This window comes from Phenylobacterium sp. J426 (assembly GCF_024699945.1).
Classification (GTDB): Bacteria; Pseudomonadota; Alphaproteobacteria; order Caulobacterales; family Caulobacteraceae; genus Phenylobacterium.
The window spans coordinates 3,217,367-3,238,442 of sequence record NZ_JAJOMY010000001.1 but is presented as its reverse complement, the minus strand read 5'-3'; the positions used below and the strand labels follow the sequence as shown (position 1 = coordinate 3,238,442).

The window sequence follows — 21,076 nt, the reverse complement described above, 5'->3', positions numbered from 1 at the left end:
GTCCAACTAGAGACGACGACTCCGCGCCGCTCGGAAGCGACGCGGCGGGTTCGGTCGATTCCATCGAAGTGGACGAGGGGTGGCCAGCCGACCCGGTGGCCGCGTTGCTCGACGCGTGCCCCGAACTGGCCTCGGTGCATGAACTCGACCGCCCGCACGTCGGCAAGGCCGTGAAGGCTTGGCGGGATGAGGGGCGGCATTGGCCCACGGTGAGAGCCGTCGTGGTGGACGGCGTGGCCCATGCGACCGGGTGCATCCGTGACCTAGGGGCGTTCCTCGCGGCCGAGGTAGCGCGGAAGCACAAGCCGCCAAGCGAGAACCCGCAGCCCGCCCCACCCACGCGGCGGCACAAGCGCCGAGCCGAGCAACGCGACGCCGACGCGCAGCAAGTGGTGGCGAGCTTTGCGGACTATCAGCCCGAGCCGTGGACGGAGGCGGCCCAAGCCCTCGCAGAAGCCGAACCCGCCTCGCAGCGTCTGGAACCTGACCAGACTCAGCCAACACCCGCCGCAAGAGGTGCCGCGTGACAACCCGCGCCTATCCCCGCCGAGCCGTCCACGCCGCGCTCCGCGACGCCGCCAACCGGGCCTTGGCCTTTCGCCCACCGAGCGACATTCGCGCCGCCCTCAAGGCCGTGGCCGCGTACGCCGACGCCGAGCTTTCGGCCGACACACCCCCCGCAGCACCACGTTGAGGAGCAAGCCGAGTCGTGACCCTCGCCCACGCCGACCACGAACCCAAGCCGGACCGCCGCCGTGCTCCACGAGCCCGACAGGTTGTGGAGGTGCCCACGCCACCGACCTACCGGGCCGAGGTGCTTGGCATCCTCGACACGTTGGACACCCTGTTGGCCGCCATCGCCGCGCCGGGTGCCCGGGCTCACCTCCTCGGCCTCGACTCGTTCGTCCTGGCGAAGACCCGCAAGACCGCCGCCGCGTTCATCGCCCAAGCTCCCACCGCCAGCGCCGCCGCGCTTGCCGTTCGGGTGTTGGGCGAGCGGTTGCAGAGCATTGGCGGCCACGAGCTGCTGACGTGGGCCGAGGGCGAGGTGGTGAAGCGTCGGGCTCCCCGCATCGTGAGGGCCGCCGTCCTCGGCGCATGTTGGGTCCGGCTTGGGGAGGGCGAACCGTGACCGCCCCGCACGAGCCCCGCCAAGGCCCCGCAAGCCTTCGGCCCCACCACCGCACCGCCGGTACTCATGCGCCCGTGCACGGCGCTCCCACGCTCGGCCGTGTGACACGCGCGGAGAGCATGGCCCGGCCCGGTGCGGTGGACGCGGACCGGAGCGGACGGGCCACAGACGAACCCCGCGCCGTCGTGGACCGCTCACCACGAGCATGGGTCAACAAGCTTCACCGGGGGGGCCGCTTGGGTTCCTACGGCGGCGCTCGCGGAAGGCGACGGCGGGCAAACACACGCGTGAATCCCGCCCACGGAGACTGAGTTGACATGAACGCCCCTCAACCCCCGAAGCACCTCGGGCCACGTGGCCGCGAATTGTGGCAACGCCTTGTGAGCGAGTACTGCATTGCCGACGCGGCCGGACTCGCGCTCGCCCAGACCGCCGCCGAGTGCGCCGACCGTATGGCGTCCGCGCAAGAGGCCATCGCCCGGGACGGCGCAATGATTCTGGACCGGTATGGCTGTCCGAAGGCTCACCCGGCATGTGTGCTTGAGCGCGACTCCCGCACCGGCCTCTTGGCGGCGCTCAAGGCGCTGAATCTGGACGTGGAGCCCGCTCGCGACGGACCCGGCCGCCCGCCGGGAGCGGGGTACTGACATGCCGTCGCGTCGCACCCGCATACGACCGTGGGGCGGTCCCGTGCTCGACCCGTTCAAGCGGCAAAGCCTGCTGCGCGGCCCGGATAGCCTGCTGCTGTTCGGCAAGGGCTACTTCCCCGGCCACAGCGCCTCGACGCTGGACCAAGCCACCGCGGAGGAACACCGGGAGGCGGAAGCGGCCATGCGGGTGGATTGGGCGATGCACGGCGCGAGCCTCACCACCTGGTGGGTTGCCGCCGCGCCCGAGGCGGTGGACCCCGACCCGTGGACCCGTGTGGTTCCCGGCGGCCCGGGCACCCGGCCGTGGGCGTGGTGGCGGTTCTCGTGTCCCGGCGGACGGCGGAACGGCGAGGCCGAGGCCACCGCGCTTGAGCGTCTTGGCGTCCTCGCGGCCGAGGAACGGGCTCGCTTGAGGTGGCGCAAATGACCGCCGCCCTTGCACGCGTACACGAGCCCGAGGCCCCGGTGGTTCACGCCCTTGCGGCGGTGGGCGTCGTCGGAGCGGCCCCAACGCTCGGGAGTCCGACAATCACCCGCCAGCGGACACCGAAACAGGTGCGCGCCGCCAAGCTCCACGCTGCGCGGATGCGACGCCTTCGGCTTCGGAATGCCAAGGACCGCGCCGGGCACGCTCGTGATGGTGCCGCGCCCCCGGTGCCGCTGGAAAGCTTGGGGGACACCGTGCGGCTCTTGCTCGACCTCGGCTGGCTACCCCGAAACGGCCCCACCGACCGCGCGGCCGTGGGACGTGCCCTAGGGCGCATGATTGACGACCTCGTGCGGCGCGAGGGTGCCGCACGCGCAAGCGTCGCGGAGGTGTTGGGCCGCCTTCAAAAACCGTGACGCATATACAGCGCCGCCCCGCGTGGCTCGGCATCGTGAGGCCATGAGCACGCGCCCCCCATTCCCCTTCGCCCCGAACCCGCCGAGCCTCCGCGCGCCGCCCTCATCCGAGCCGGATCTCGTCCACATGCTGGCCGGACGGAACGGCGACCCGGTGGCGGTCGCTCGCCAACTGTACGGCGACGAGCCCGTGACGCTCGCGCTCCTGCAACGCGCGGCCGTTGCGCCCGCGAGCACCGGCGACACCGGTTGGGCGGGCGCACTTGCCGGGCAAGCCGTGCTCGATTTCGTCGCCAACCTCCCGCAGAGCGCGGCCGGGCGGCTGTTCGCCCGAGCCCTCCGGGTGGACCTCGCGGGCGTGGGCTCCGTGGCCGTTCCGGGCCGCCTCGACCCGGCAACGGGCGGCACAATGTCGTGGGTTCAGGAGGGCGCGCCCATCCCGGTCCGGCAAGCCAACCTCGGCTCCACCGTCATCGGCCCCATGTCCAAGCTCGGCGGGCTTGTCGTCCTCACGCGCCAGGTTGCCGAGGCGGGCGGCGAGGCCGCCTTTCGGACGCTGCTAGAGGAGGACGCCTCGGTGTCGCTGGACGCCTCGGCGTTCTCCCCGGAGGCCGCCACCGACTCTCGCCCGGCTGGCCTCCTGAACGGCATTGCGCCGCTTACCGCGACGGCCGGTGGTGGGGAGAGCGCGATGCAAGCGGACCTCGCCAAGCTGGCAGGAGCCGTGTTCGCGGCCGGTGGGCGCGAGGTGGTGTTCGTTGCCAACCCGGCCCAAGCCTTCACTGCCGCCCTTCGCCTCCAAGGCCGCGAGGTGGAGGTGTTGCCGAGCGTAGGCGTCGCGCCGGGAACAATCATCGCCATCGACCCCGGCACCGTCGCGGCCTCGGTGGACCCGACGCCCGACTTCGACCGCTCGATTCATGCGTTGCTCCACATGGAGGCCGACGACCCGGCTGCAATCTCCACGCCGGGCACGCCCAATGTCTCGGCGGGCAATCTACGCAGCTTGTTCCAGACCGACTCACTGGGCGTCCGGTGCATCCTCTCGGCCACGTGGGCGCGGCGCTCGGGCGCGGTGGCGTACATGACCGACGTGGCGTGGTAGCGCCGCCATGAGCCCCGCCGCCCAAGCCATCCTCGACCGCGCCCGCGAGGTGAGCGCCGAGGCCAACCGCGCCATTCTCGGCATCCCGCCAGCCGCCGCCGAGCCGGTGACGCACGCCGCTCCCGAGCGCGTGGCCCTCCCAGGCGACGAGGTGCTAACGGCCGCCGACCTCGCGTTGCTGGAGGGTGAGCCGCACTTCCGGCGCGAGGCCACCCGCCGAGGATTGGTGGCCCAACGCCGCGCCGAGGCCTCCCGCCGACCGCCCGAACCCGCGCCCGTGCGCCGCCAGCTAGCCGCTGCCGTCCAGCGCCGAGCGCCCAAGGCCGCCAAGCCGGTGACGCGGGACACCCTCTCCCGGTGGGCGAGCATGCTCACCACGACGATTGGCGACGGCGTAGGCAAGCACCTTCGCCTCATCCGGTCGGACCACCGGGAGCTTGCCGAGCTTGTGGAGGCGCTAGCCGGACGTGTCGCGGAGCTTGAAGGGCGGGTGACCGAATTGGAGAACCGCAATGACCGTTGAGCCCGAAGTGCCGCCCTTCACGGCGGAAGAACTCGCCATCTTGGAAGCGGACGCGGGCTCAAACCCCGAGTCGGCCGACCTCCTACGGCGGTACAGGGTGGCCAAGGGCGCGATGGGGCTCATCCGTGTTCTAGGCGCGCTCGTGCATGGCCACGTCAAAGCGGACGACGTGCCCGTGATTGTCGCCCAACTCCGGTACATGGCCGACGCCTTGGAGGCCGACCGCCCGACGCTGAACTGAACCCACGGCGCGCGCACGAAGCCCCAACGTCGCGCGACTTGGCAGAGGGCCGCCACAGCCTTCCGGCGGCTCTCACCCTCGCTCCCGGCCCGGCAAGCACGCTAAGTGGCCGGGGGCGGCCTCCCGCTAGCTAGGGAGCGCGCCCGCCCGGTGTCGGAGTTGCACCGGGCGGGCTTTCCTAGCCCCCGGGGGGCGCTCGACGGTATGGGGCAATGGAACGGCCGACGACACGGAGGACCCATGAGCAAACGAACCCCGACCGACGCCGAGGTGTTGGCCGGTGCCCAAGGCGGGTATGAGCACGCGATGAGCGCGGTGCCGGGCCACAAGGTGCCGTTTCAGGAACTGTCACCCGACCGGCGCGGCGTGTACGAGTCCAACGCCCGAGCGGTGCTCACGGCCTACTTCGTACACGTTGACGATGAGGCCAAGCGCGAGGCGCGGCGGAAGGCGGACGGGAAGCGCGGTATCGCTTAGGTTGGCTCAAAGCTGAACTGCCCGACGTTTGAGCGGAGCCGCCGGGGCCGGTTCGCCTCTAGCCGCGTTCCTCGCCCGCCGCGCGCGCGTCCACGATGCGGAGTAGGTGCGAAGCCAAGAGCACCATTTCTTGGGCTTCCCGCATGTCCGTCACCTCGACCGTCCGGTGGGAGTGGGGATTCTTGTACGAGCCGATGGCACCCGCAAAGAGGCTGGCGAGCGCCTCTTGTTCGGCGTGGGGTTCCTCGTGCTTGGCGAGCGGGCCAACGCCCGGCTTGAAGGCGTCCCGCATGAGGGACACCCCCACCTTCTCCGGTGGGAAGCCTCCGGCCTCGCGAACCGCTTCCTCCACGGTCCTGAACGCGATGAACACCGCCAACGATAGGTCACGCCGGGCGAGTTGCAGCCACACGTCGTCCGCGATGCGGGGATGTAGGAGGGCCTTCGGGAACTCCACCGCAGAGCGGTACTCATCGAACCGGTCTTGCTCCACGAGGGCGCGCCCCCGGCGGGTTAGGACGCGCCAACCGTTGCGCCCGTTCACACCGGGCGCGGGCATGATGAGCAACGCGGTTTCGAGCCATTGCCACGCCTCCGAGGTAGCTTGGAGGATTTGCTGTTCCCGTGCTCGCGGGTAGTACCCCGGCGCGTTTCCTTCCGCGTGAAGGGGAGGATAGAGCGCCGTGTCGCCTAGGATCCCTCAAAGCTGAACATGCCTCGGTGTTCTGGGTCGGCGGCCAGCTTGAGCAACACGCCGCCAAGCTCCTCGGGCGCAAGCGCCAAGAGCACGTCCACGTCGGGCACCTCTTGCGGAAGGCGAGTCACTCGTTCGGCTCCATGGGTGGGATGGATGCGGCTAGCGCGGCGCGTACCCGAGCGAGGCCGCGCGCAACGTCCTCATCCGGCCCGTCTAGGTACCTGTGACCGGCCGCGCCCATGCACTTCTCCAACATGGTCGGGAACGCCGCTAGGACGACCGCGAATGTGTCCCGCTCCACGGACCACGAGGTGGCCTTTGGGTGGTCGATGAGCCCTCGGAGCCAATCGAGCGTCCGGGCCGCCTTCCGCTCGTGCTCGGTGAACGTGAGCGGCCCCGAGAAGTCCATGCGGTCGGGTTCTTGGACGCGCTGAAAGAGGGCCGCGAAGGGCAACGTGTGGTCCTCGGGCATGTCGGGAATTTCCCCGCCCATGAACTTGAGGTGCTTGGCCGCCAGCTTGTCGGAGTAGGCACCCACTCCGGCGGTGCCGGTGAGGGCGACGGTGCAAGCCGCCATGATGGCCAGATGGGCGCACCGCACGGCGTCCACGAGGCGTTGAGGGTCTGACGCGGCGGCCTCTAGGTGTTCGGCAACACGGAGGGTTTGGGCCGCGCACGTAAGCTCGGGGGTGATGTGGACGTACATGGCGCATAACGTGGCCCCACGGCCGATTCTGCGAACAGGCAACTCCGACGCTAGCGCCGCCCCCGGTAGGGCTCGCATGCAATCCCGTCGCCGTCGCCGTCCATGTGCGCGCCATACCCCGGCTGGCCGCGATAGAGCGGCGCGGCTCCGGCCTCACGAGCCTCGCGGCAATTCCGGTAGGACCAGCCGGGCGAGCCCGCGAAAGGTTGAGGCTGGACCGGCCGAGCAACCGGAGCCGCTCGCCGCGTGCCGTTCCCGCCCTCGGTCACGCCAGCTTGGCGCATCAACGAACCGATGGCGCGGCCATTGAGGGTGCATTGGGCGGCCACCCGGTCGTGGGTGCGTGACCCCGCCTTGCACACCACCTCGCGCCCCAAGACGAGCGCCGCGAGCTTCTTCTGTGCCGCCGGTCCGCCGGGTTGGCTGAACTCGGGGGCGTGGAAGTCGGCCAACCGCACCTCCACCAAATTCTCCGGGCCAGCACCGCGCGCCACGCACATGGAGTCGCCGTCAATCACCACCTTGACCGCCCCCCGGAAGGTGCTTCCCGGCGCGAGGTACGCGGGCATGGGGCCGTTGTCGGGGATGGCCTTGCATTGGTCGGCGTGGGCGGCTCCGGCGACCGCGAGGGTGGCGAGGACGCCGAGGGTGAGGGAGCGGGCAAGGGTGTGGCTCATGCCGAGAGCGTACCCGCGTGCGGTTAAAACTACGCCCATTGGGCGGGTCGCCGCCGCCTCGATCCGAGGGAAGGGCGGTACATGCCGCGAACGCGCTTCGCGAGCTCGTGTGGCCTCGCTGTGGCCTCGCAAGGGATTAGGACGATGGCCGCACGCCCACCCAAGCCGGGGAGGGGCTAAGACATTCTCGTGTGATGAGAACACCTTAGCCCCGCATGTTCTGGCGGACGGGGTGGGATTCTGAACCCACGGTGGGCGTGAACCCACGGCGGTTTTCAAGACCGCTGCCTTAAACCACTCGGCCACCCATCCAGCGCGGCGGACGCCGCCTATAGCAGGCGAGGGCGGGCTGCTCCACCGCAACCCTCCATTAACCGTGACGCAAGGCTTGCCGGCCAAGCTTCACGCTTGATCTCGGGGAGGAGAGCATGGCCCGCGCCCGCATCCTGAACCTGGCCGGCGTGCTGCTGGCAAGCAGCGCGCTCGCGGCCTGCGTCACGCCGAGGTACGGCACGGAGCCCCGTGGCGCCGCGAGCGCGCCCCCAGCGGCGGGGGGGTACAAGGTCGGCAAGCCCTATCAGATCGGCGGCATCTGGTACGTGCCCCGCGAGGAGCCGGATTACGACAAGATCGGCATCGGCTCCTGGTACGGCGACGCCTTCCATATGAAGGCCACCGCCAATGGCGAGCTCTTCGACATGAACGCGATGACCGCCGCCCACACCACCCTGCCGCTGCCGTCGATCGTCGAAGTGACCAACCTGGAGAACGGTCGCAAGATCCAGGTCCGGGTGAATGATCGCGGTCCGTTCGTCGACAACCGGATCATCGACCTCTCCCGCGAGGCGGCGCGCCAGCTCGATTACGAACGCAAGGGCGTCGCCAGGGTGCGCGTGCGCTACATCGGGCCGGCCCCGCTGCTGGGCCGCGACGCCGGCGTACGCTATGCCTCCGCGCCCGCGACCCGCGTCGCCGCGCCTCGGCCGGCGCCGTCGCAGTACGATGGGGCGCCGGCGCAGATCGCCGCCGGCCTACCGCCCCGTCCCGAACCGGTGAGCACCCTGGGCCTGCCGCCCGCCGCCCCGCCCACGGCCGCGTATGTGATGGCTGCGACACCGCCGCCTGCGGCCTATCGCGTGCAGGCCGGCGCCTTCGCGAGCGAGGGGAACGCCCAGCGGGCGGTGTCGCAGCTGTCGATCGCCGGCGAGGCGACCATCGAGCCCCTCCAACGGCCGGATGGCATGACCCTCTACCGCGTCGTCCTGCCTGCGCCGGCCGGCGAGGCCGAAGCCTATGCGTTGCGCGACCGGGTGGCCGAGATCGGCTTCGCCGACGCCCGCGTCGTGCGCGCGTTCTAGACCTCTGGACTCCTGACGCGAACGGGCCATTTTGGCCGCGTGGCGCGCGGGCGGTTCATCACTTTCGAGGGCGGCGAGGGCGCCGGGAAATCCACCCAGGTGAAGCGGCTCGCCGCACGCCTGGAAGCCCAGCGGCTTGAGGTGGTCACCACGCGGGAGCCAGGCGGCTCGCCCGGCGCGGAGAGCATTCGGGACCTGGTGCTCAACGGCGCGGCGGACCGCTGGAGCCCCGTGACCGAAACGCTTCTCATGTATGCGGCGCGGCGTGATCACATCGAGCGAGTGATCCGCCCGGCCCTGACCCGCGGCGCCTTCGTCGTTTGCGACCGATTCGCCGATTCCACCCGCGCGTACCAGGGCGCAGCCGGCGGGACGGCGCCCGCGCTGATCGCCGCCCTGGAGACCCATATCCTCGAGGACGTGCGCCCGGACCTGACTCTGGTCTTCGACCTGCCGCCCGAGGTGGGGCTGGAGCGGGCGCACGCCCGGGCTGGGGCGGAGATGCGGTTCGAAAGCAAGGGGATGGCCTTCCACACCCGCCTGCGCGAGGGCTTCCGGGCCATCGCGGCGGCCGAGCCGGAGCGTTGCGCCGTCATCGACGCCACCGCCCCCATCGACGCCGTCGAGGCCGAGGTGTGGCGGGCGATCTCCGAGCGGCTTGCCGTGCATGGCTAGCGAAGGAGTCCCGCATCCCCGGGAGGTCTTCCAGCTGCAGGGGCAGGGCGGCGCGGAGACGGCTTTCGAGGAGGCCCGCGCCCGTGGCCGGCTGCACCACGCCTGGTTGCTGACCGGCCCCGAAGGGGTCGGCAAGGCCACGTTCGCCTATCGCGCCGCCCGTCGCCTGTTGGGGGCGCCGCCGGCGCCCGGCTGGGGCGAGTTGGGGTCGGACCCAGACCATCCGATCAGCCGCCAGGTGGCGGCCCGCAGCCATCCCGACCTGCTCGTGCTGGAGCGCGAGGGGCCGGACGGCAAGCCGCGCAAGGTGATCCCTGTGGAAGACGCGCGGAAGCTGGGCGAGTTCTTCTCGAAATCACCGGCGAGCGCGCCGCATCGCGTGGCGATCATCGACGCCGCCGACGACCTGAACGTGAACGCCGCCAACGCCATTCTGAAGACCTTGGAGGAGCCGCCGCCGCGGGGAGTCCTGTTCATGGTCTCCCACTCGCCTGGCCGCCTTCTCGCGACGATCCGATCGCGATGCCGCCGGCTCGCCTTCCACGCCCTGGAGCTGGAGGAGGCGGCGGATTTCGTGAGCCGCCACGCCGAAGTGAACCCGGAAGAGGCGTTGCGCCTTTCGCGGATGGCGGGCGGCGCGCCGGGCCGTGCGCTGCAGCTCTCGGCGATGAAGGCGATCGCCGTGGACGACGCGGCGCGGGAGCTCCTGGCCGAGCTGCCTCGCGTCGACGAGACCCGCGCGCTTGCGCTCGCCGAGGGCTTCCGGGGCGGGGAGGGGGCCCAGGCCTTCTCCCTGCTGTTCGACCGGCTGGCCGACCGCGTGCACGGCATGGTCGCCGACCGGGCGGCGCAGGGGATCGGCCCGCTTGATCGCTGGGCGCAGGCGTGGGAGACGCTGCAGCGCCTGCCGCGCGAGGTGGAGGCGCTCAACCTCGACCGAACGGATGCGCTGTTCACGGCGCTCACGGAACTGAAGCTGGCCGCCCAGGCCTAAGGCCCCATGCTGATCGACAGCCACGTCAACCTGCACGCGCCGCAATTCGACGACGACCGCGAGGCGGTGATCAGCCGCGCCTTGGCGGCCGGCGTGCGCCTGATGGTCAACATCTGCGACCGCGTCTCGAACTTCGAGGCCGTACGCGGCGTGGCCATGCATCCGGACATCTGGTGCACCGTCGGCACGCATCCGCACGAGGCCAAGGAGGACCCTGAGCTCTCGGCCGAAACGCTGGTACGGCTGGCGCAGGACCCGCGCGTCGTCGGCATCGGCGAGTGCGGCCTGGACTTCCACTACGATCTCAGTCCGCGCGAAATCCAGGCGAAGGTGTTCCGTGTCCACTGCCAGGCGGCGCGGGAGACCGGCCTGCCGCTGGTGGTCCACACGCGGGAGGCCGACGACCTCATGGGCGCGATCCTCGAGGAGGAGTACGCCAGAGGGCCGTTTCGCATCCTGATGCACTGCTACACCTCGGGCTTGGAGCTGGCCCGCCGGGCCACAGCTCTTGGCGCGTGGTTCTCTGTGGCGGGGATCGCGACCTTCAAGACCGCCGACGACGTTCGGGCTGTGGTCGCCGAGATGCCCGCAGACCGCATCATCGTCGAAACCGACTGCCCCTATCTCGCCCCTGTGCCCTACCGCGGCCGGCGTAATGAGCCGGCGTTCCTGCCGCACGTCCTGGCCAAGCTGGCCGAGATCCGCGGCTGGAGCCTGACCGAAGCTGAAGCCAGGACCGAAGACGCCTTCTTTAACCTGTTCGATCGGATCCCGCGGCCGTGAGCGACGTGCTGGAGGTGGTGATCCTGGGCTGCGGCTCGTCCGGCGGCGTACCCCGGGCTGATGGCGAGTGGGGCGCCTGCGATCCCCGCAATCCGAAGAACTTCCGGACCCGATGCTCGATGCTCGTGCGGCGGAAAAGGCCAGGCGGGGAAGAGGGCGCGGAGACAACCGTCCTCGTGGACGCCTCGCCCGAGCTGCGCATCCAGACCGCCAGGGCGGGCGTCAAGCGCGTCGATGCGGTGCTGCTGACGCACGACCACGCCGACCAGGTGCATGGGCTTGACGACGTGCGGGCCTTCTACCTCCGCCAGCAGGCGCGGATTCCGTGTTTCATGGACGCCGCCACTCAGGCGACCATGAAGCGCCGGTTCGGCTACATCTTCGAAGGGGAAGGAGGCTATCCCGCCATCTGCGACGAACGGCTGATCCCGGCGCACGGCGACGATTGGGCCGTGCAGGGGCCTTCCGGCCCGATCCCGGTGCGCACTTTCGACCAGGACCACGGCGGTGTGCGTTCGGTGGGCTACCGCTTCGGGGGAGTCGCCTACTCGAGCGACGTGGTGGGGCTCGACGACGCCGCGTTCCAGGCCCTGGCGAACCTCGACGTGTGGATCGTCGACACCTTGCGATACCGGCCGCACCCGACCCACGCCCACCTCGAGCGCACGTTGGAGTGGGTGGAACGGGTAAGGCCGCGGCGGACCATCCTGACCAACATGCACATCGATCTCGATTTCGACACCCTCGCGGCCGAGCTGCCGGAGAACGTCGAACCGGCCTATGACGGCCTCGCGTTCGAACATCAGCTTCGGGCCGAAAACGCGTGATTTCCCGACCCCTTAAGATCGGTTTCCTCGCGTCCGGAAACGGCTCGAGCGCGCGCGCCGTGTACGACGCCATCCAGGCCGGCCGCCTGGACGCGGACGCGCGGCTTCTCGTGACGAACACCCGCAAGGCCAGTGCGCTGGAATGGGCGCAGAGCGTGGGCCTGCAGACCCTTTGCGTTCCCACGGTCTCGAACCCTGAGGCCGCGGACATCGAACTCGCCGACGCCATGGCGGCGGCCGGAGTCGAGTTGATCGTCATGTCGGGCTACCTGCGTCGCCTGGGTCCAGCAACGCTCGCACGTTACGGCGGCCGCATCCTCAACATCCACCCCGGGCCGCTGCCGGAGTTCGGCGGCCAAGGGATGTACGGCCGACGCGTCCACGAGGCGGTGCTGGCTTCCGGGCGGGCCGCCAGCCGCATCGTCATCCACGTCGTCGATGAGGAGTACGATCACGGACCGGCCCTGGGCGGCCTCGACGTTCCGATCGAGACCGGCGACACCCCCGAGACCCTCGAGGAGCGCGTGAAGAGCCTTGAGCCGGCGTTCTTCGTGGATACGCTCCGCAGGATCGCCAGCGGCGAGATGGAGTTGCCGGATGGAGCTGGATCGTAGGGCGTTCGGTCTCGGGACGGTGGCGTTGGCGGCGGTCGGGGACCAGGCCGCTCAAGGCGCGCCCGGGATGTACGGACTGATCGGCAAGATGCTGGCGAAGCCCGGGCGACGCGACGCGCTGATCGAAGCCATGCTGGCAGGAACCCAGGCCATGCCGGGCTGCCTGAGCTATGTGGTGGCGACGGATCCGGCGAACGCCGACGCCCTCTGGATCACCGAGGTCTGGATCGACGCGGCCCATCATCAGGCGTCTCTCAAGCTGCCGGCGGTGCAGGCGACGATCGCACAGGCTCGACCGCTGATCGCGGGCTTCGGCGAGCGGTTCGAGACGAACCCCGTCGGCGGCTACGGCCTGAAGGCCTAAGGCCGCCTGCGTAATTTCCGATAATATTCCTTAGGCGAGAAGACCGTCGATCTGTTCAGCTGATTGTCAGCCAAGCGCGGCTATGCCCTCCTGCCGCTCTGGAGGTCCCATGCCGAACCCCTATCTCGCCCCCGCCGTGGCCGGCGCCGCCGTCGTGGGGCTTGGCGCGGCCGTCGCAGGCGCCTTCATCGGCTCGGGCCTGCAGAACGCCCAGGGCGGCAATCGTGCGGTCACCGTTCGTGGCTTCTCGGAGCGTATCGTCAAGGCCGACCTGGCTGTTCTGCCTCTGAAGTTCGCCGCCGCCGGCGACGACCTCCAGGCGGTACAGGCCGACGTCGACGCCGACACGGCCACGCTGCGCCGGTTCCTGGCCGCTCAGGGTTACCAGACGGCCGAGATCGACCTCGGCCGTCTGGAAGTCACCGATCAGTATGCCCGCGAGTATCAGCAGCAGAACGTCGCCGCTCGCTATCGCGTCGCCCAGACGGTGATCGTTCGGACCACCAACGTCGACCGGGTCCAGGCCACCACCCGCCAGCTCGACCAGCTGATCCGCGAGGGCGTGGTCCTGCAGGACTACAACGGCCCATCATACCTCTTCACGAAGTTGAACGACGTCCGTCCGCCGATGATCGCGGAGGCCACCGCGAGCGCCCGCTCCGGCGCCCAGCAGTTCGCGCGCGACTCCGGCGCGAAGCTCGGCGGCATCCGCTCGGCCACTCAGGGCTCGTTCGAGATCCTGGGCCGCGACGACGTAGGCTACGACCCCTCGTCGCAGGTGTTCAAGAAGGTCCGCGTGGTCACGACCGTCAGCTATGCTTTGCGTTGAAACCGCATGAAATGGGAGTGAGATCCGATGCGCTCAGCTTGCGGGCTGGCGCGCCCTTCCCCATGTGTTAAGTTCTTACTGTATATTCCCCGGGAGACCCGCATGCGCTTCCTTGCCTTTGCGGCCGCCGCGCTCCTCGCCAGCGCCTCGACCGCCCTCGCCGCTCCGGCGACCGTTTCCGTCACGATCGGCCCCGAGCTGCAGGCGAAGGCCGAGAAAACGTACGGCGTTCGCGACGTGCAGCGGCTGGCCGACAGCCTTCGCGGCGAAGTCGAACGCAGGCTCACCAAGTCGGGCGCTCACCAGGACGCCCAGATCGAGCTCGTACTGACCGACGCCAAGCCCAACCGGCCGACGTTCAAGCAGTTGGCCGACACCCCCGGCCTGTCGATGGAAAGCTTCGGGATCGGCGGGGCCGCCATCGAAGGTCGGCTCATCGCGGCTGACGGCACCGTGACGCCGCTAAGCTACCGCTGGTACGAAAGCGACATCCGCCAGGCCTACGGCGACTGGGTGTGGTCGGACGCCGAAGTGTCCTTCGATCGCTTCGCCGCGCGCCTGGCCCGGAACGACGCGCGTCTAGCGCAGCGCTGAACCACCAGAGCGTCTTGCGCCCCCGGACGGCGCGCGGTCTGATCACCGCGCGCCGCTTTCGTCACCGAGATCTCCCATGACGCGACCTGCCCCGCCGGCCGACCTGCGGCCCATCGATCGCCTGCTCGCCATCATGGCCCGCCTGCGTGATCGGGAGGACGGCTGCGAATGGGATCAGCAGCAGACCTTCGCCACCATCGCGCCCTACACGGTGGAGGAAGCCTACGAGGTCGCCGACGCCATCGAGCGCAACGACCTGCCGGACCTGAAGGAGGAACTGGGCGACCTGCTGCTGCAAGTGGTCTTCCACGCCCGGATGGCCGAGGAACAGGGCGCGTTCGACTTCGACGACGTGGCCCGCGCCATCAACGAGAAGATGGTCCGCCGGCACCCCCACGTGTTCGGCGATGAGGCGTACGCCTCGGTCGCCGCGCAGAAGGCGGGCTGGGAGCAGCTGAAGGCGCAGGAGCGGCGGACGAAGGGCCGGCAGGAGAGCCTGCTCGACGACGTGCCGACCGGTCTGCCGGCCCTCACCCGGGCCGTGAAGCTGTCGAAACGCGCCGCCGGCGTCGGCTTCGTCTGGCCGACCGTGCAGGACGTGGTGGCCAAGCTGCACGAGGAGGTCGGGGAGCTCGTTCGCGAGATCGAGGCCGGTGATCTCGAAAAGGCCCGCCAGGAGATGGGCGATGTCTTGTTCGTGGTCGCCAACCTCGCCCGCACCCTGGACGTCGACCCCGAAGACGCCCTTCGCTACACCAACTCCAAGTTCGCCCGCCGCTTCCGGCACATTGAGCAGAAGCTCGCGGAGCGTGGCAGGACGCCCGAAGAATCGGACCTGACCGAGATGGACGCCCTGTGGGACGAAGCCAAGGCGGCGGAGCGGGCCTAGCCCTCGCCCAGCCGCGCCTGGGGGAACTGCTGCTCGAACTGCCCCAGCGCCTGGGGCGTCAGGCTCACAGACATCCGCACGCTCCCGTCGTCGGCGGTTTCCCGCTCGATGACCCGTCCATGACGGTAGAGCCAGGCGATCGCCGCGCCCTCGCCCGCCGGCGTGTGGATCTCCACCGGCGGCGCCTCGTCGACAAGCGCGGCGATGGCGCCCAGGAGGCTGTCAGTCCCTTCGCCTGTCACGGCCGAGACCGGCACGGCCGCCGGATGCGCGCGGCGGGCGTCGCCGATCACCTCTTCGCGGGCCTCCTCCGGCAGCAGGTCGACCTTGTTCCAGACCTCGAGGATGCGACGCTCGTCCATGTCGAGGCCGAGGCGCTCGAGCACTTCGCGGACGTCCTTGGCCTGGGCGGCGCTCTCGTCGCTGGCGATGTCGCGCACATGCAGGACGACATCGGCCTCGCGCACTTCCTCCAGGGTGGCGCGGAAAGCTTCGACCAGCTCGTGCGGCAGGTCGGAGATGAAGCCCACGGTGTCCGACAGGATGGCGTCACGGCCATCCGGCAGCTTGAGGCTGCGGAGGGTGGGGTCGAGCGTGGCGAACAACATGTCCTGAGCGACGACATCGGCCTTGGTCAGCCGGTTGAACAGCGTCGATTTGCCGGCGTTGGTGTAGCCGACGAGCGCGACGCTCGGGAAAGGCACGCGCCGCCGCGCCGAGCGCTGCAGCGTCCGGGTGCGGCGCACCTCGGTCAGCTCGCGCTTCAGCTTGCCAATCTTCTCGGCGATCAGCCGCCGGTCGGTCTCGATCTGGGTTTCGCCGGGGCCGCCCATGACGCCGAAGCCGCCGCGCTGGCGCTCCAGGTGGGTCCAGGTGCGGACGAGGCGCGAGCGCTCGTAGGTCAGCCTGGCCAGCTCCACCTGCAGCCGGCCTTCACGCGTGCGCGCGCGACGGGCGAAGATCTCCAGGATAAGGCCGGTACGGTCGATGACCTTCGCCTTCCAGGCCTTTTCGAGGTTGCGCTGCTGGACCGGGGTCAGGAGAGTCGTCCACCACCACGACGTCGAGTTCCTCGACCTCCACCAGGGTGGCGATCTCCTCGACCTTGCCGCGGCCGAACAGGGTGGCAGGGGTGAGCTTGCGCAGGCCAACGACGATCGCCTCGCGGACCTCGAGATCGAGGGCGAGCGCGAGGCCTGTGGCCTCCTCCAGCCGCGCCTCGGAATGGCGCGCGCTGTCGCGGCCCTCCCGATCGGGATGGATCACCAAGGCGCCCTGGATGGGCGCCTCGCGGTCAACGGATTTCGAAGAGCTCAATCGGCCTCGTCGTCGGCCGGCTCATAGAGCTGCACGGGCTGAGCCGGCATGATGGTGGAAATCGCGTGCTTGTAGACGAGCTGGGATTGCCCGTCCCTGCGGAGCAGAACGCAGAAGTTGTCGAACCAGCTCACGACCCCCTGCAATTTCACGCCGTTCACGAGGAAGATGGTGAGAGGGGTCTTCGACTTCCGGACGCTGTTCAGGAACGTGTCCTGGAGGTTCTGTTTCTTGTCGCTCATGGCTTTACGCCTTCTGGTTTTGGATCGGGCGGCCAAATCCGCCCACACACGCAAGGGCACGCTAAGCAGGCTTTGACGACGCGCGCAATCGCGCGGACGGGATCAGATGGCCTGGGCCTTGGCGCGCTCGATATAGAGGCTGCGGAGCCGGGTTGCGACGGGGCCGACCGCCCCCTCGCCCACCGGCTTTCCATCGACACTGACGACCGGCAGGACGATCGTGCCAGCGCCGGTGATGAAGGCCTCCTTCGCCGCTCGGGCCTCCTCGGGGGTGAACGGCCGCTCCTCGACCTTCAATCCTGCTTCCCGGATCACGTCCATCAGCGTGTGGCGGGTCACGCCGCGCAGGATGTTCGCATTGGTGTCGCGCGTGCGCAGGATCCCGTCCTGATCCACGATCCAGGCGTTTGACGAGGCGCCTTCGGTGACGAGACCCAGCTCGTCCACGAACCAGGCCTCGACGGCCCCGGCGGCGCGGGCCTTCTGCTTGGCCAGCGCGTTCGGCAGGAGGCCGACGGTCTTGATATCGCATCGCCCCCAGCGGTTCTCCGGCGTGGTGACGACGCCCACGCCCTTGGCGGCCCGCGCCTCGGTCGCCGCCCGATCGACGCGGCTGACCGTGATCACCACGGCGGGTCTGACGGGCGGGTTCGGGAAGGCATGATCGCGCGGGGCGACACCGCGACTGACCTGCAGATAGACGAGCCCTTCGGCGACGCGATTGCGGCGCACGGCCTCGCGAAGGACAGTCGTCAACGCAGCGCGGCTCATCGGCATGTCGATCTGCAGTTCCGACAGGCTCCGTTCCAGGCGCACGAAGTGACCCTCGGCGTCGGCGAGCTTGCCGCCGAACAGCGCCCAGACCTCGTAGACCGCGTCGGCCAGCTGATAGCCGCGGTCCTCGATGTGCACGAAGGCCTCGGCGTGCGGCACGAAGCGGCCATTCACATAGGCGATGCGCCCCACCTTACGCGTCCTCGGTTTCGAGCGGCCGACCGCCCGACAGGCCGAGCGACTTCAGCTTGCGGTGCAGGGCTGAGCGCTCCATGCCGATGAAGGCGGCGGTTCGGCTGATGTTGCCCGAGAAGCGAAGCATCTGGGCGTTCAGGTACTCGCGCTCGAACACCTCGCGCGCCTCGCGCAGCGGCAGGGCGATGATCCGCTCGGCCCCGAAGGAGCCGGCCTGGTCGTTCACCGAGGCCTCGGGTGGCAGCATCTCGGCGGTGATCGGCTCGGCCGGGGCGCCCGACGCCAGGATCAGCATCCGTTCCACGTTGTTGCGCAGCTGCCGGAGGTTCCCGGGCCACGCGCGGACCTGCAGCATGGCCAGCGCATCGTCCGACAGGCGGCGACGTGGAAGACCCGTCGCCTCGCAGATCCGGGTGATGAAGTCCTCGATCAGCTCCGGGATGTCCTCGCGGCGCTCCGCAAGCCCCGGGACGTTCACCGGCACCACGTTCAGCCGATGGAACAGATCCTCCCGGAAGCGGCCCGCGGCGATCTCCTCGCGCAGGTCCTTGGAGGTGGACGAGATCACGCGGACATCGACCTGAACGTCGTAGTCGCCGTCCACGCGCCGGAACCGCTGCTCGACGAGCACGCGCAGGATACGGCCCTGCGTCTCGCGCGGCATGTCGGCCACCTCGTCGAGATAGAGCGTTCCGCCATGGGCACGCTCGAACACGCCGATCTTGGCGGGGCGGCCGCCCTCGCCTTCCTGGCCGAACAGCTCGATGTCCATGCGTTCGGGCGTCATGCCGGCGGCGCTGATGGGGACGAACTCGCTGCGCGTGCGGTGGCTGGCGGCGTGGATCAACCGCGCCACCGTCTCCTTGCCGGCGCCCGGCGGTCCCGAAATCAGCACCCGGCTGTTGGCGCCGGCAAGCTTGGCGATCATCTGACGCAGCTGCTGGGCGGGCATCGACTTGCCCAGCAACCCCTCGGGCGTGATCGCCTGGGTGCGCAAACGACGGTTCTCCCGGCGCAGGTTGGCGGCTTCGAGCGCACGCTCGACGACCAGCAGCAGGCGATCCGACTTGAACGGCTTCTCGAGGAACTCATAGGCGCCGCGCTTGATGGCGCTGACGGCGGTCTCGATGTTGCCGTGTCCCGAGATCATGATCACCGGCAGGTCGGCGTCGAGCTCCTTCACCATGTCGAGCAGTTCCAGCCCGTCCATGCCGCCGCCCTGCATCCAGATGTCCAGGATGAGCAGCGCAGGCTTCCGCGCCCGGATGGCCGCCAGGGCCGACTCCGAATCGTTGGCCGTGCGGACCGCGTAGCCTTCGTCGGAGAGGATCCCCGCCACCAGCTCGCGGATGTCCGCCTCGTCGTCGACCACCAGAACGTCAGACGCCATGCCTTCCAGTCCTCTCAAGCCGTCACGGCGCCTGCCGGAGCGCCGATGCGCACGGTCGTGGCCGTCGGCAGGCGCAGGATCGCCAAGGCGCCTTGCCCGCTCCGCGCATCGGAGAGCTCCAGCTCGCCGCCGTGGTCTTCCAGGATTCGCTTCACGATCGCGAGGCCGAGGCCCGTGCCCTTCTCGCGCGTCGTCACATAGGGTTCGGTGAGCCGGTCGCGGTCCTTGGCCGGCAGGCCCACGCCGTTGTCCTCGACCTCGATCACCACCTGGGCGTCCTCCACCAGCAGGCGTGCGGTGATCCGCCCCTTCAGCCTTGGGGAGCGCCCACGCTGCGCGTCCACCGCCTCGGCGGCGTTCTTGAGGACGTTCGTCAGCGCCTGCGCCAGCATCCGGCCGTCCGCACGCAGGACCGCCTCGGGCGTCGGTTCTTCCAGTTCAACGGTCAGGTCCGGGCTCGCCACACGCTGGGCGAAGACCGCAGCGCGGAGCAGTTCTTCGGCGTCGACCTGGGCGAACTTGGGCGCAGGCATCCGCGCGAATGCCGAGAACTCGTCCACCATGCGGCCGATGTCGCCCACCTGCCGGACGATGGTGTCGGTGCAGCGGTCGAAGGTCTCCAGCTCCGCCTCGGCGATGTCCTTGCGGTACTTCTTCCGCAGGCGCTCGGCCGACAGCTGGATCGGCGTCAGCGGGTTCTTGATCTCGTGGGCGATGCGGCGGGCGACGTCGCGCCAAGCCGCGTTGCGCTGGGCCGTGACCAGCCGCGTGATGTCGTCGAAGGTCAGCACCAGCCCGCCCTCGCTGTGACTGGCCCGCACGCGCAGACGGCGGCTGTCGCGGCCGCGCACGACGTCGACCTCTTCCTCAGCCTCGCCGCCACGGCCCGCGCCGGCGGCGACCTCCGCCAGCTCTGGAGCCACATCCGCAAGCTTCCGTCCGCGGCCATGGTCGCCGGGCAGCGCCAGCAGCAGGGCCGCCTGCCGGTTGGCCACCGAAATCCGGCCGCGAGCGTCGAGACCGATCACGCCGGCGCTCACCTCGGCCAGAACCGTCTCGATGAACTGGCGGCGGCTCTCGGCCTCTTCTCTGGCGCTCTGCAACGCTGCCTGCTGCACCTGAAGATCGTGCGTCATGCTGTTGAAGGCACGTGACAAAACGGCGATCTCTTCAGGATCTCCGTCCGCGTCCACGCGGGCGTCCAGGTCGCCCCCCGGCCACGCGCCCCGCGGCCTGCACCAGACGGGCGACGGGGGCGGAGATGGCGTTGGCGGCGCCCAGGCCCAGCCACACGGCTCCGACCAGCACCAGCAGGGCGGTTTCGGCGTAACTCAGGGCGAAGATGGTCTGGATACGCTCTCGGTTCTGCGCCACATCCCGGTACGAGACGAGCGAGCCCTCCGCCTGACGAAGATAGGCCACGATGCCCTCACGCAGGGGGCGCGCGATGTACAGATAGACCTCGTCGTAGGCATTCAGCTTGTAGAGCGCCCGCATGACGTCGGCGCCGGTGAAGTCCGGGACGTAGATCTCACCCTGGTCGGCGGCGTCGAAACCCGCCCTGGGCGGCGGCACGTAGGGTGGGGCATCGGCGCTCTCGACCTTGGCCAGCACCCGGCCCTGGCGGTCCACCAGATAGGCCGCCGGGAAGGCGTGATACGACGCCAGCGCATCCAGATACTCGTCAACCTGATCAGGCCGGGCCTGCAAGGCTCCGGCTTCACGGTTCAGGTCGGCGGCCATCGGCGTTACGTGCTCGACGATGTAGCGGGTCTGCTCGTCGACGTAGGAGCGGAACACCGTCGCAGCGTTCTCGACGACTGTCTGGACCCGTTCGGAGAACCAGTTCTCCACCCCGCGGCTGACCAGCACGCCATAGAAGATGAAGACGACTGCGGCGGGAGCCACGGCGGCGAAGGCGAAGAGGCGCACGAACCGCACGTGCAGGCGCGCGCCGGCGTCCTCTGTCCTGGCGCGGAGCAACTCTCCGATTCGCAGCCCCACGGCCGCCATCAGTAAGAGGATGATGACGAGGTTGAGCCCCAGCAGCGTCAGGATCAGCCGGCTCGCCGGCCCCAGGGGACCCGTCTGGGGCGGGGACGCGGCCAGGATGATGGCGAGCACGGTCAGGCCGACGGCCACGCCGTAGCCGACGCCGAGCACCAGCCGCGACTCCAGCG

The 21,076-nt window shown here is 69.7% G+C and carries 27 protein-coding genes, 1 tRNA gene and 1 pseudogene; 18 read left to right on the top strand and 11 right to left on the bottom strand.

From position 1 onward, the window contains the following. The first annotated feature begins 95 nt into the window (after positions 1-95). The 8 genes from LRS10_RS17075 to LRS10_RS17040 all read left to right on the top strand — a co-directional run bounded on the left by LRS10_RS17075 (position 96) and on the right by LRS10_RS17040 (position 4,971). The gene (locus LRS10_RS17075; protein WP_257838307.1) at positions 96-527 is read left to right on the top strand and encodes a hypothetical protein; all 432 of its coding nucleotides are present in this window, start codon (positions 96-98) and stop codon (positions 525-527) included. 182 nt (positions 528-709) lie between these two features. Beyond that, a complete protein-coding gene (locus LRS10_RS17070; RefSeq protein ID WP_257838306.1) occupies positions 710-1,132 on the top strand; it encodes a hypothetical protein in 423 nt (140 codons plus the stop codon). 380 nt (positions 1,133-1,512) lie between these two features. Next, entirely contained in the window at positions 1,513-1,779 is a 267-nt protein-coding gene (locus LRS10_RS17065) for a hypothetical protein (RefSeq protein ID WP_257838305.1), read from the top strand. Position 1,780: 1 nt separating this feature from the next. After that, entirely contained in the window at positions 1,781-2,209 is a 429-nt protein-coding gene (locus LRS10_RS17060) for a hypothetical protein (RefSeq protein ID WP_257838304.1), read from the top strand. 543 nt (positions 2,210-2,752) lie between these two features. Beyond that, positions 2,753-3,730, top strand: coding sequence for a phage major capsid protein (locus tag LRS10_RS17055; protein ID WP_257838303.1), 978 nt, complete (start codon positions 2,753-2,755; stop codon positions 3,728-3,730). Positions 3,731-3,737: 7 nt separating this feature from the next. Next, entirely contained in the window at positions 3,738-4,253 is a 516-nt protein-coding gene (locus tag LRS10_RS17050) for a hypothetical protein (protein WP_257838302.1), read from the top strand. Continuing rightward, positions 4,243-4,494, top strand: a complete 252-nt coding sequence (locus LRS10_RS17045) for a hypothetical protein (RefSeq protein WP_257838301.1) — start codon at positions 4,243-4,245, stop codon at positions 4,492-4,494. Before LRS10_RS17050 ends, LRS10_RS17045 begins: the two co-directional genes overlap by 11 nt. Before the next feature lie 240 nt (positions 4,495-4,734). Beyond that, positions 4,735-4,971 (top strand): hypothetical protein, encoded by a 237-nt coding sequence (locus tag LRS10_RS17040; RefSeq protein WP_257838300.1) that lies wholly within the window; start codon positions 4,735-4,737, stop codon positions 4,969-4,971. 58 nt (positions 4,972-5,029) lie between these two features. Here LRS10_RS17040 and LRS10_RS17035 read toward each other — a convergent pair whose 3' ends face one another. From LRS10_RS17035 to LRS10_RS17015, 5 genes are all read right to left on the bottom strand, one after another. Further along, positions 5,030-5,464, bottom strand: coding sequence for a TIGR02391 family protein (locus tag LRS10_RS17035; RefSeq protein WP_257838299.1), 435 nt, complete (start codon positions 5,462-5,464; stop codon positions 5,030-5,032). Between the two features lie 197 nt (positions 5,465-5,661). Then, positions 5,662-5,796 carry a hypothetical protein gene (locus LRS10_RS17030; RefSeq protein ID WP_257838298.1) on the bottom strand — a complete coding sequence of 45 codons (135 nt, stop codon included), beginning with the start codon at positions 5,794-5,796 and terminating at the stop codon, positions 5,662-5,664. Then, positions 5,793-6,374, bottom strand: coding sequence for a hypothetical protein (locus LRS10_RS17025; protein ID WP_257838297.1), 582 nt, complete (start codon positions 6,372-6,374; stop codon positions 5,793-5,795). The genes LRS10_RS17030 and LRS10_RS17025 overlap by 4 nt, the downstream gene beginning before the upstream one ends. 50 nt (positions 6,375-6,424) lie before the next feature. After that, positions 6,425-7,051: a thermonuclease family protein gene (locus tag LRS10_RS17020; protein ID WP_257838296.1), complete on the bottom strand. Its 627-nt coding sequence runs from the start codon at positions 7,049-7,051 to the stop codon at positions 6,425-6,427. A 221-nt stretch (positions 7,052-7,272) separates the two neighbouring features. Beyond that, positions 7,273-7,363: transfer RNA gene (locus LRS10_RS17015), tRNA-Ser, on the bottom strand. A 116-nt stretch (positions 7,364-7,479) separates the two neighbouring features. Here LRS10_RS17015 and LRS10_RS17010 point away from each other — a divergent pair. The 10 genes from LRS10_RS17010 to mazG all read left to right on the top strand — a co-directional run bounded on the left by LRS10_RS17010 (position 7,480) and on the right by mazG (position 14,978). After that, complete coding sequence (locus tag LRS10_RS17010) at positions 7,480-8,409, top strand: septal ring lytic transglycosylase RlpA family protein (protein WP_257838295.1); 930 nt, start codon at positions 7,480-7,482, stop codon at positions 8,407-8,409. Between the two features lie 39 nt (positions 8,410-8,448). Next, a complete protein-coding gene (tmk, locus tag LRS10_RS17005; RefSeq protein WP_257838294.1) occupies positions 8,449-9,084 on the top strand; it encodes a dTMP kinase in 636 nt (211 codons plus the stop codon). Beyond that, positions 9,077-10,078 carry a DNA polymerase III subunit delta' gene (locus LRS10_RS17000; protein WP_257838293.1) on the top strand — a complete coding sequence of 334 codons (1,002 nt, stop codon included), beginning with the start codon at positions 9,077-9,079 and terminating at the stop codon, positions 10,076-10,078. Before tmk ends, LRS10_RS17000 begins: the two co-directional genes overlap by 8 nt. A gap of 6 nt (positions 10,079-10,084) precedes the next feature. Then, positions 10,085-10,861 carry a TatD family hydrolase gene (locus LRS10_RS16995; protein ID WP_257838292.1) on the top strand — a complete coding sequence of 259 codons (777 nt, stop codon included), beginning with the start codon at positions 10,085-10,087 and terminating at the stop codon, positions 10,859-10,861. Then, positions 10,858-11,688 carry an MBL fold metallo-hydrolase gene (locus LRS10_RS16990; protein WP_257838291.1) on the top strand — a complete coding sequence of 277 codons (831 nt, stop codon included), beginning with the start codon at positions 10,858-10,860 and terminating at the stop codon, positions 11,686-11,688. Before LRS10_RS16995 ends, LRS10_RS16990 begins: the two co-directional genes overlap by 4 nt. Next, complete coding sequence (locus LRS10_RS16985) at positions 11,685-12,302, top strand: phosphoribosylglycinamide formyltransferase (protein ID WP_257838290.1); 618 nt, start codon at positions 11,685-11,687, stop codon at positions 12,300-12,302. Before LRS10_RS16990 ends, LRS10_RS16985 begins: the two co-directional genes overlap by 4 nt. After that, positions 12,286-12,666 (top strand): putative quinol monooxygenase, encoded by a 381-nt coding sequence (locus LRS10_RS16980; RefSeq protein WP_257838289.1) that lies wholly within the window; start codon positions 12,286-12,288, stop codon positions 12,664-12,666. Before LRS10_RS16985 ends, LRS10_RS16980 begins: the two co-directional genes overlap by 17 nt. A 109-nt stretch (positions 12,667-12,775) precedes the next feature. Continuing rightward, positions 12,776-13,495 (top strand): SIMPL domain-containing protein, encoded by a 720-nt coding sequence (locus tag LRS10_RS16975; RefSeq protein ID WP_257838288.1) that lies wholly within the window; start codon positions 12,776-12,778, stop codon positions 13,493-13,495. A gap of 102 nt (positions 13,496-13,597) precedes the next feature. Next, the gene (locus LRS10_RS16970) at positions 13,598-14,089 is read left to right on the top strand and encodes a hypothetical protein (RefSeq protein ID WP_257838287.1); all 492 of its coding nucleotides are present in this window, start codon (positions 13,598-13,600) and stop codon (positions 14,087-14,089) included. A 76-nt stretch (positions 14,090-14,165) separates the two neighbouring features. Next, positions 14,166-14,978: a nucleoside triphosphate pyrophosphohydrolase gene (mazG, locus tag LRS10_RS16965; RefSeq protein WP_257838286.1), complete on the top strand. Its 813-nt coding sequence runs from the start codon at positions 14,166-14,168 to the stop codon at positions 14,976-14,978. Here mazG and hflX read toward each other — a convergent pair. The 6 genes and pseudogenes from hflX to LRS10_RS16935 all read right to left on the bottom strand — a co-directional run bounded on the left by hflX (position 14,975) and on the right by LRS10_RS16935 (position 21,059). Continuing rightward, a pseudogene (gene hflX, locus LRS10_RS16960) lies at positions 14,975-16,244 on the bottom strand (GTPase HflX). The gene mazG and the pseudogene hflX sit on opposite strands and share 4 nt — an antisense overlap. A gap of 47 nt (positions 16,245-16,291) precedes the next feature. Next, the gene (gene hfq / locus LRS10_RS16955) at positions 16,292-16,537 is read right to left on the bottom strand and encodes an RNA chaperone Hfq (protein WP_111274395.1); all 246 of its coding nucleotides are present in this window, start codon (positions 16,535-16,537) and stop codon (positions 16,292-16,294) included. A 102-nt stretch (positions 16,538-16,639) separates the two neighbouring features. Beyond that, positions 16,640-17,503: a D-amino-acid transaminase gene (locus LRS10_RS16950; protein WP_257838285.1), complete on the bottom strand. Its 864-nt coding sequence runs from the start codon at positions 17,501-17,503 to the stop codon at positions 16,640-16,642. A gap of 1 nt (position 17,504) precedes the next feature. Further along, a complete protein-coding gene (locus tag LRS10_RS16945; protein WP_257838284.1) occupies positions 17,505-18,896 on the bottom strand; it encodes a sigma-54 dependent transcriptional regulator in 1,392 nt (463 codons plus the stop codon). A gap of 14 nt (positions 18,897-18,910) precedes the next feature. Further along, the gene (locus LRS10_RS16940) at positions 18,911-20,032 is read right to left on the bottom strand and encodes a PAS domain-containing sensor histidine kinase (RefSeq protein ID WP_257838283.1); all 1,122 of its coding nucleotides are present in this window, start codon (positions 20,030-20,032) and stop codon (positions 18,911-18,913) included. Between the two features lie 34 nt (positions 20,033-20,066). Then, positions 20,067-21,059 carry a hypothetical protein gene (locus LRS10_RS16935; protein ID WP_257838282.1) on the bottom strand — a complete coding sequence of 331 codons (993 nt, stop codon included), beginning with the start codon at positions 21,057-21,059 and terminating at the stop codon, positions 20,067-20,069. Between the last annotated feature and the right edge of the window lie 17 nt (positions 21,060-21,076).

Bases quoted from the DNA above. Each gene is read 5' to 3' on its own strand.
- LRS10_RS17060 (WP_257838304.1), top strand. From the start codon at position 1,781: ATGCCGTCGCGTCGCACCCGCATACGACCGTGGGGCGGTCCCGTGCTC.
- LRS10_RS17055 (WP_257838303.1), top strand. From the start codon at position 2,753: ATGCTGGCCGGACGGAACGGCGACCCGGTGGCGGTCGCTCGCCAACTG.
- LRS10_RS17050 (WP_257838302.1), top strand. From the start codon at position 3,738: ATGAGCCCCGCCGCCCAAGCCATCCTCGACCGCGCCCGCGAGGTGAGC.
- LRS10_RS17045 (WP_257838301.1), top strand. From the start codon at position 4,243: ATGACCGTTGAGCCCGAAGTGCCGCCCTTCACGGCGGAAGAACTCGCC.
- LRS10_RS17040 (WP_257838300.1), top strand. From the start codon at position 4,735: ATGAGCAAACGAACCCCGACCGACGCCGAGGTGTTGGCCGGTGCCCAA.
- LRS10_RS17025 (WP_257838297.1), bottom strand. From the start codon at position 6,374: ATGTACGTCCACATCACCCCCGAGCTTACGTGCGCGGCCCAAACCCTC.
- LRS10_RS17020 (WP_257838296.1), bottom strand. From the start codon at position 7,051: ATGAGCCACACCCTTGCCCGCTCCCTCACCCTCGGCGTCCTCGCCACC.
- LRS10_RS17010 (WP_257838295.1), top strand. From the start codon at position 7,480: ATGGCCCGCGCCCGCATCCTGAACCTGGCCGGCGTGCTGCTGGCAAGC.
- LRS10_RS17000 (WP_257838293.1), top strand. From the start codon at position 9,077: ATGGCTAGCGAAGGAGTCCCGCATCCCCGGGAGGTCTTCCAGCTGCAG.
- LRS10_RS16995 (WP_257838292.1), top strand. From the start codon at position 10,085: ATGCTGATCGACAGCCACGTCAACCTGCACGCGCCGCAATTCGACGAC.
- LRS10_RS16980 (WP_257838289.1), top strand. From the start codon at position 12,286: ATGGAGCTGGATCGTAGGGCGTTCGGTCTCGGGACGGTGGCGTTGGCG.
- LRS10_RS16975 (WP_257838288.1), top strand. From the start codon at position 12,776: ATGCCGAACCCCTATCTCGCCCCCGCCGTGGCCGGCGCCGCCGTCGTG.
- LRS10_RS16970 (WP_257838287.1), top strand. From the start codon at position 13,598: ATGCGCTTCCTTGCCTTTGCGGCCGCCGCGCTCCTCGCCAGCGCCTCG.
- mazG (WP_257838286.1), top strand. From the start codon at position 14,166: ATGACGCGACCTGCCCCGCCGGCCGACCTGCGGCCCATCGATCGCCTG.
- hfq (WP_111274395.1), bottom strand. From the start codon at position 16,537: ATGAGCGACAAGAAACAGAACCTCCAGGACACGTTCCTGAACAGCGTC.
- LRS10_RS16945 (WP_257838284.1), bottom strand. From the start codon at position 18,896: ATGGCGTCTGACGTTCTGGTGGTCGACGACGAGGCGGACATCCGCGAG.
- LRS10_RS16940 (WP_257838283.1), bottom strand. From the start codon at position 20,032: ATGACGCACGATCTTCAGGTGCAGCAGGCAGCGTTGCAGAGCGCCAGA.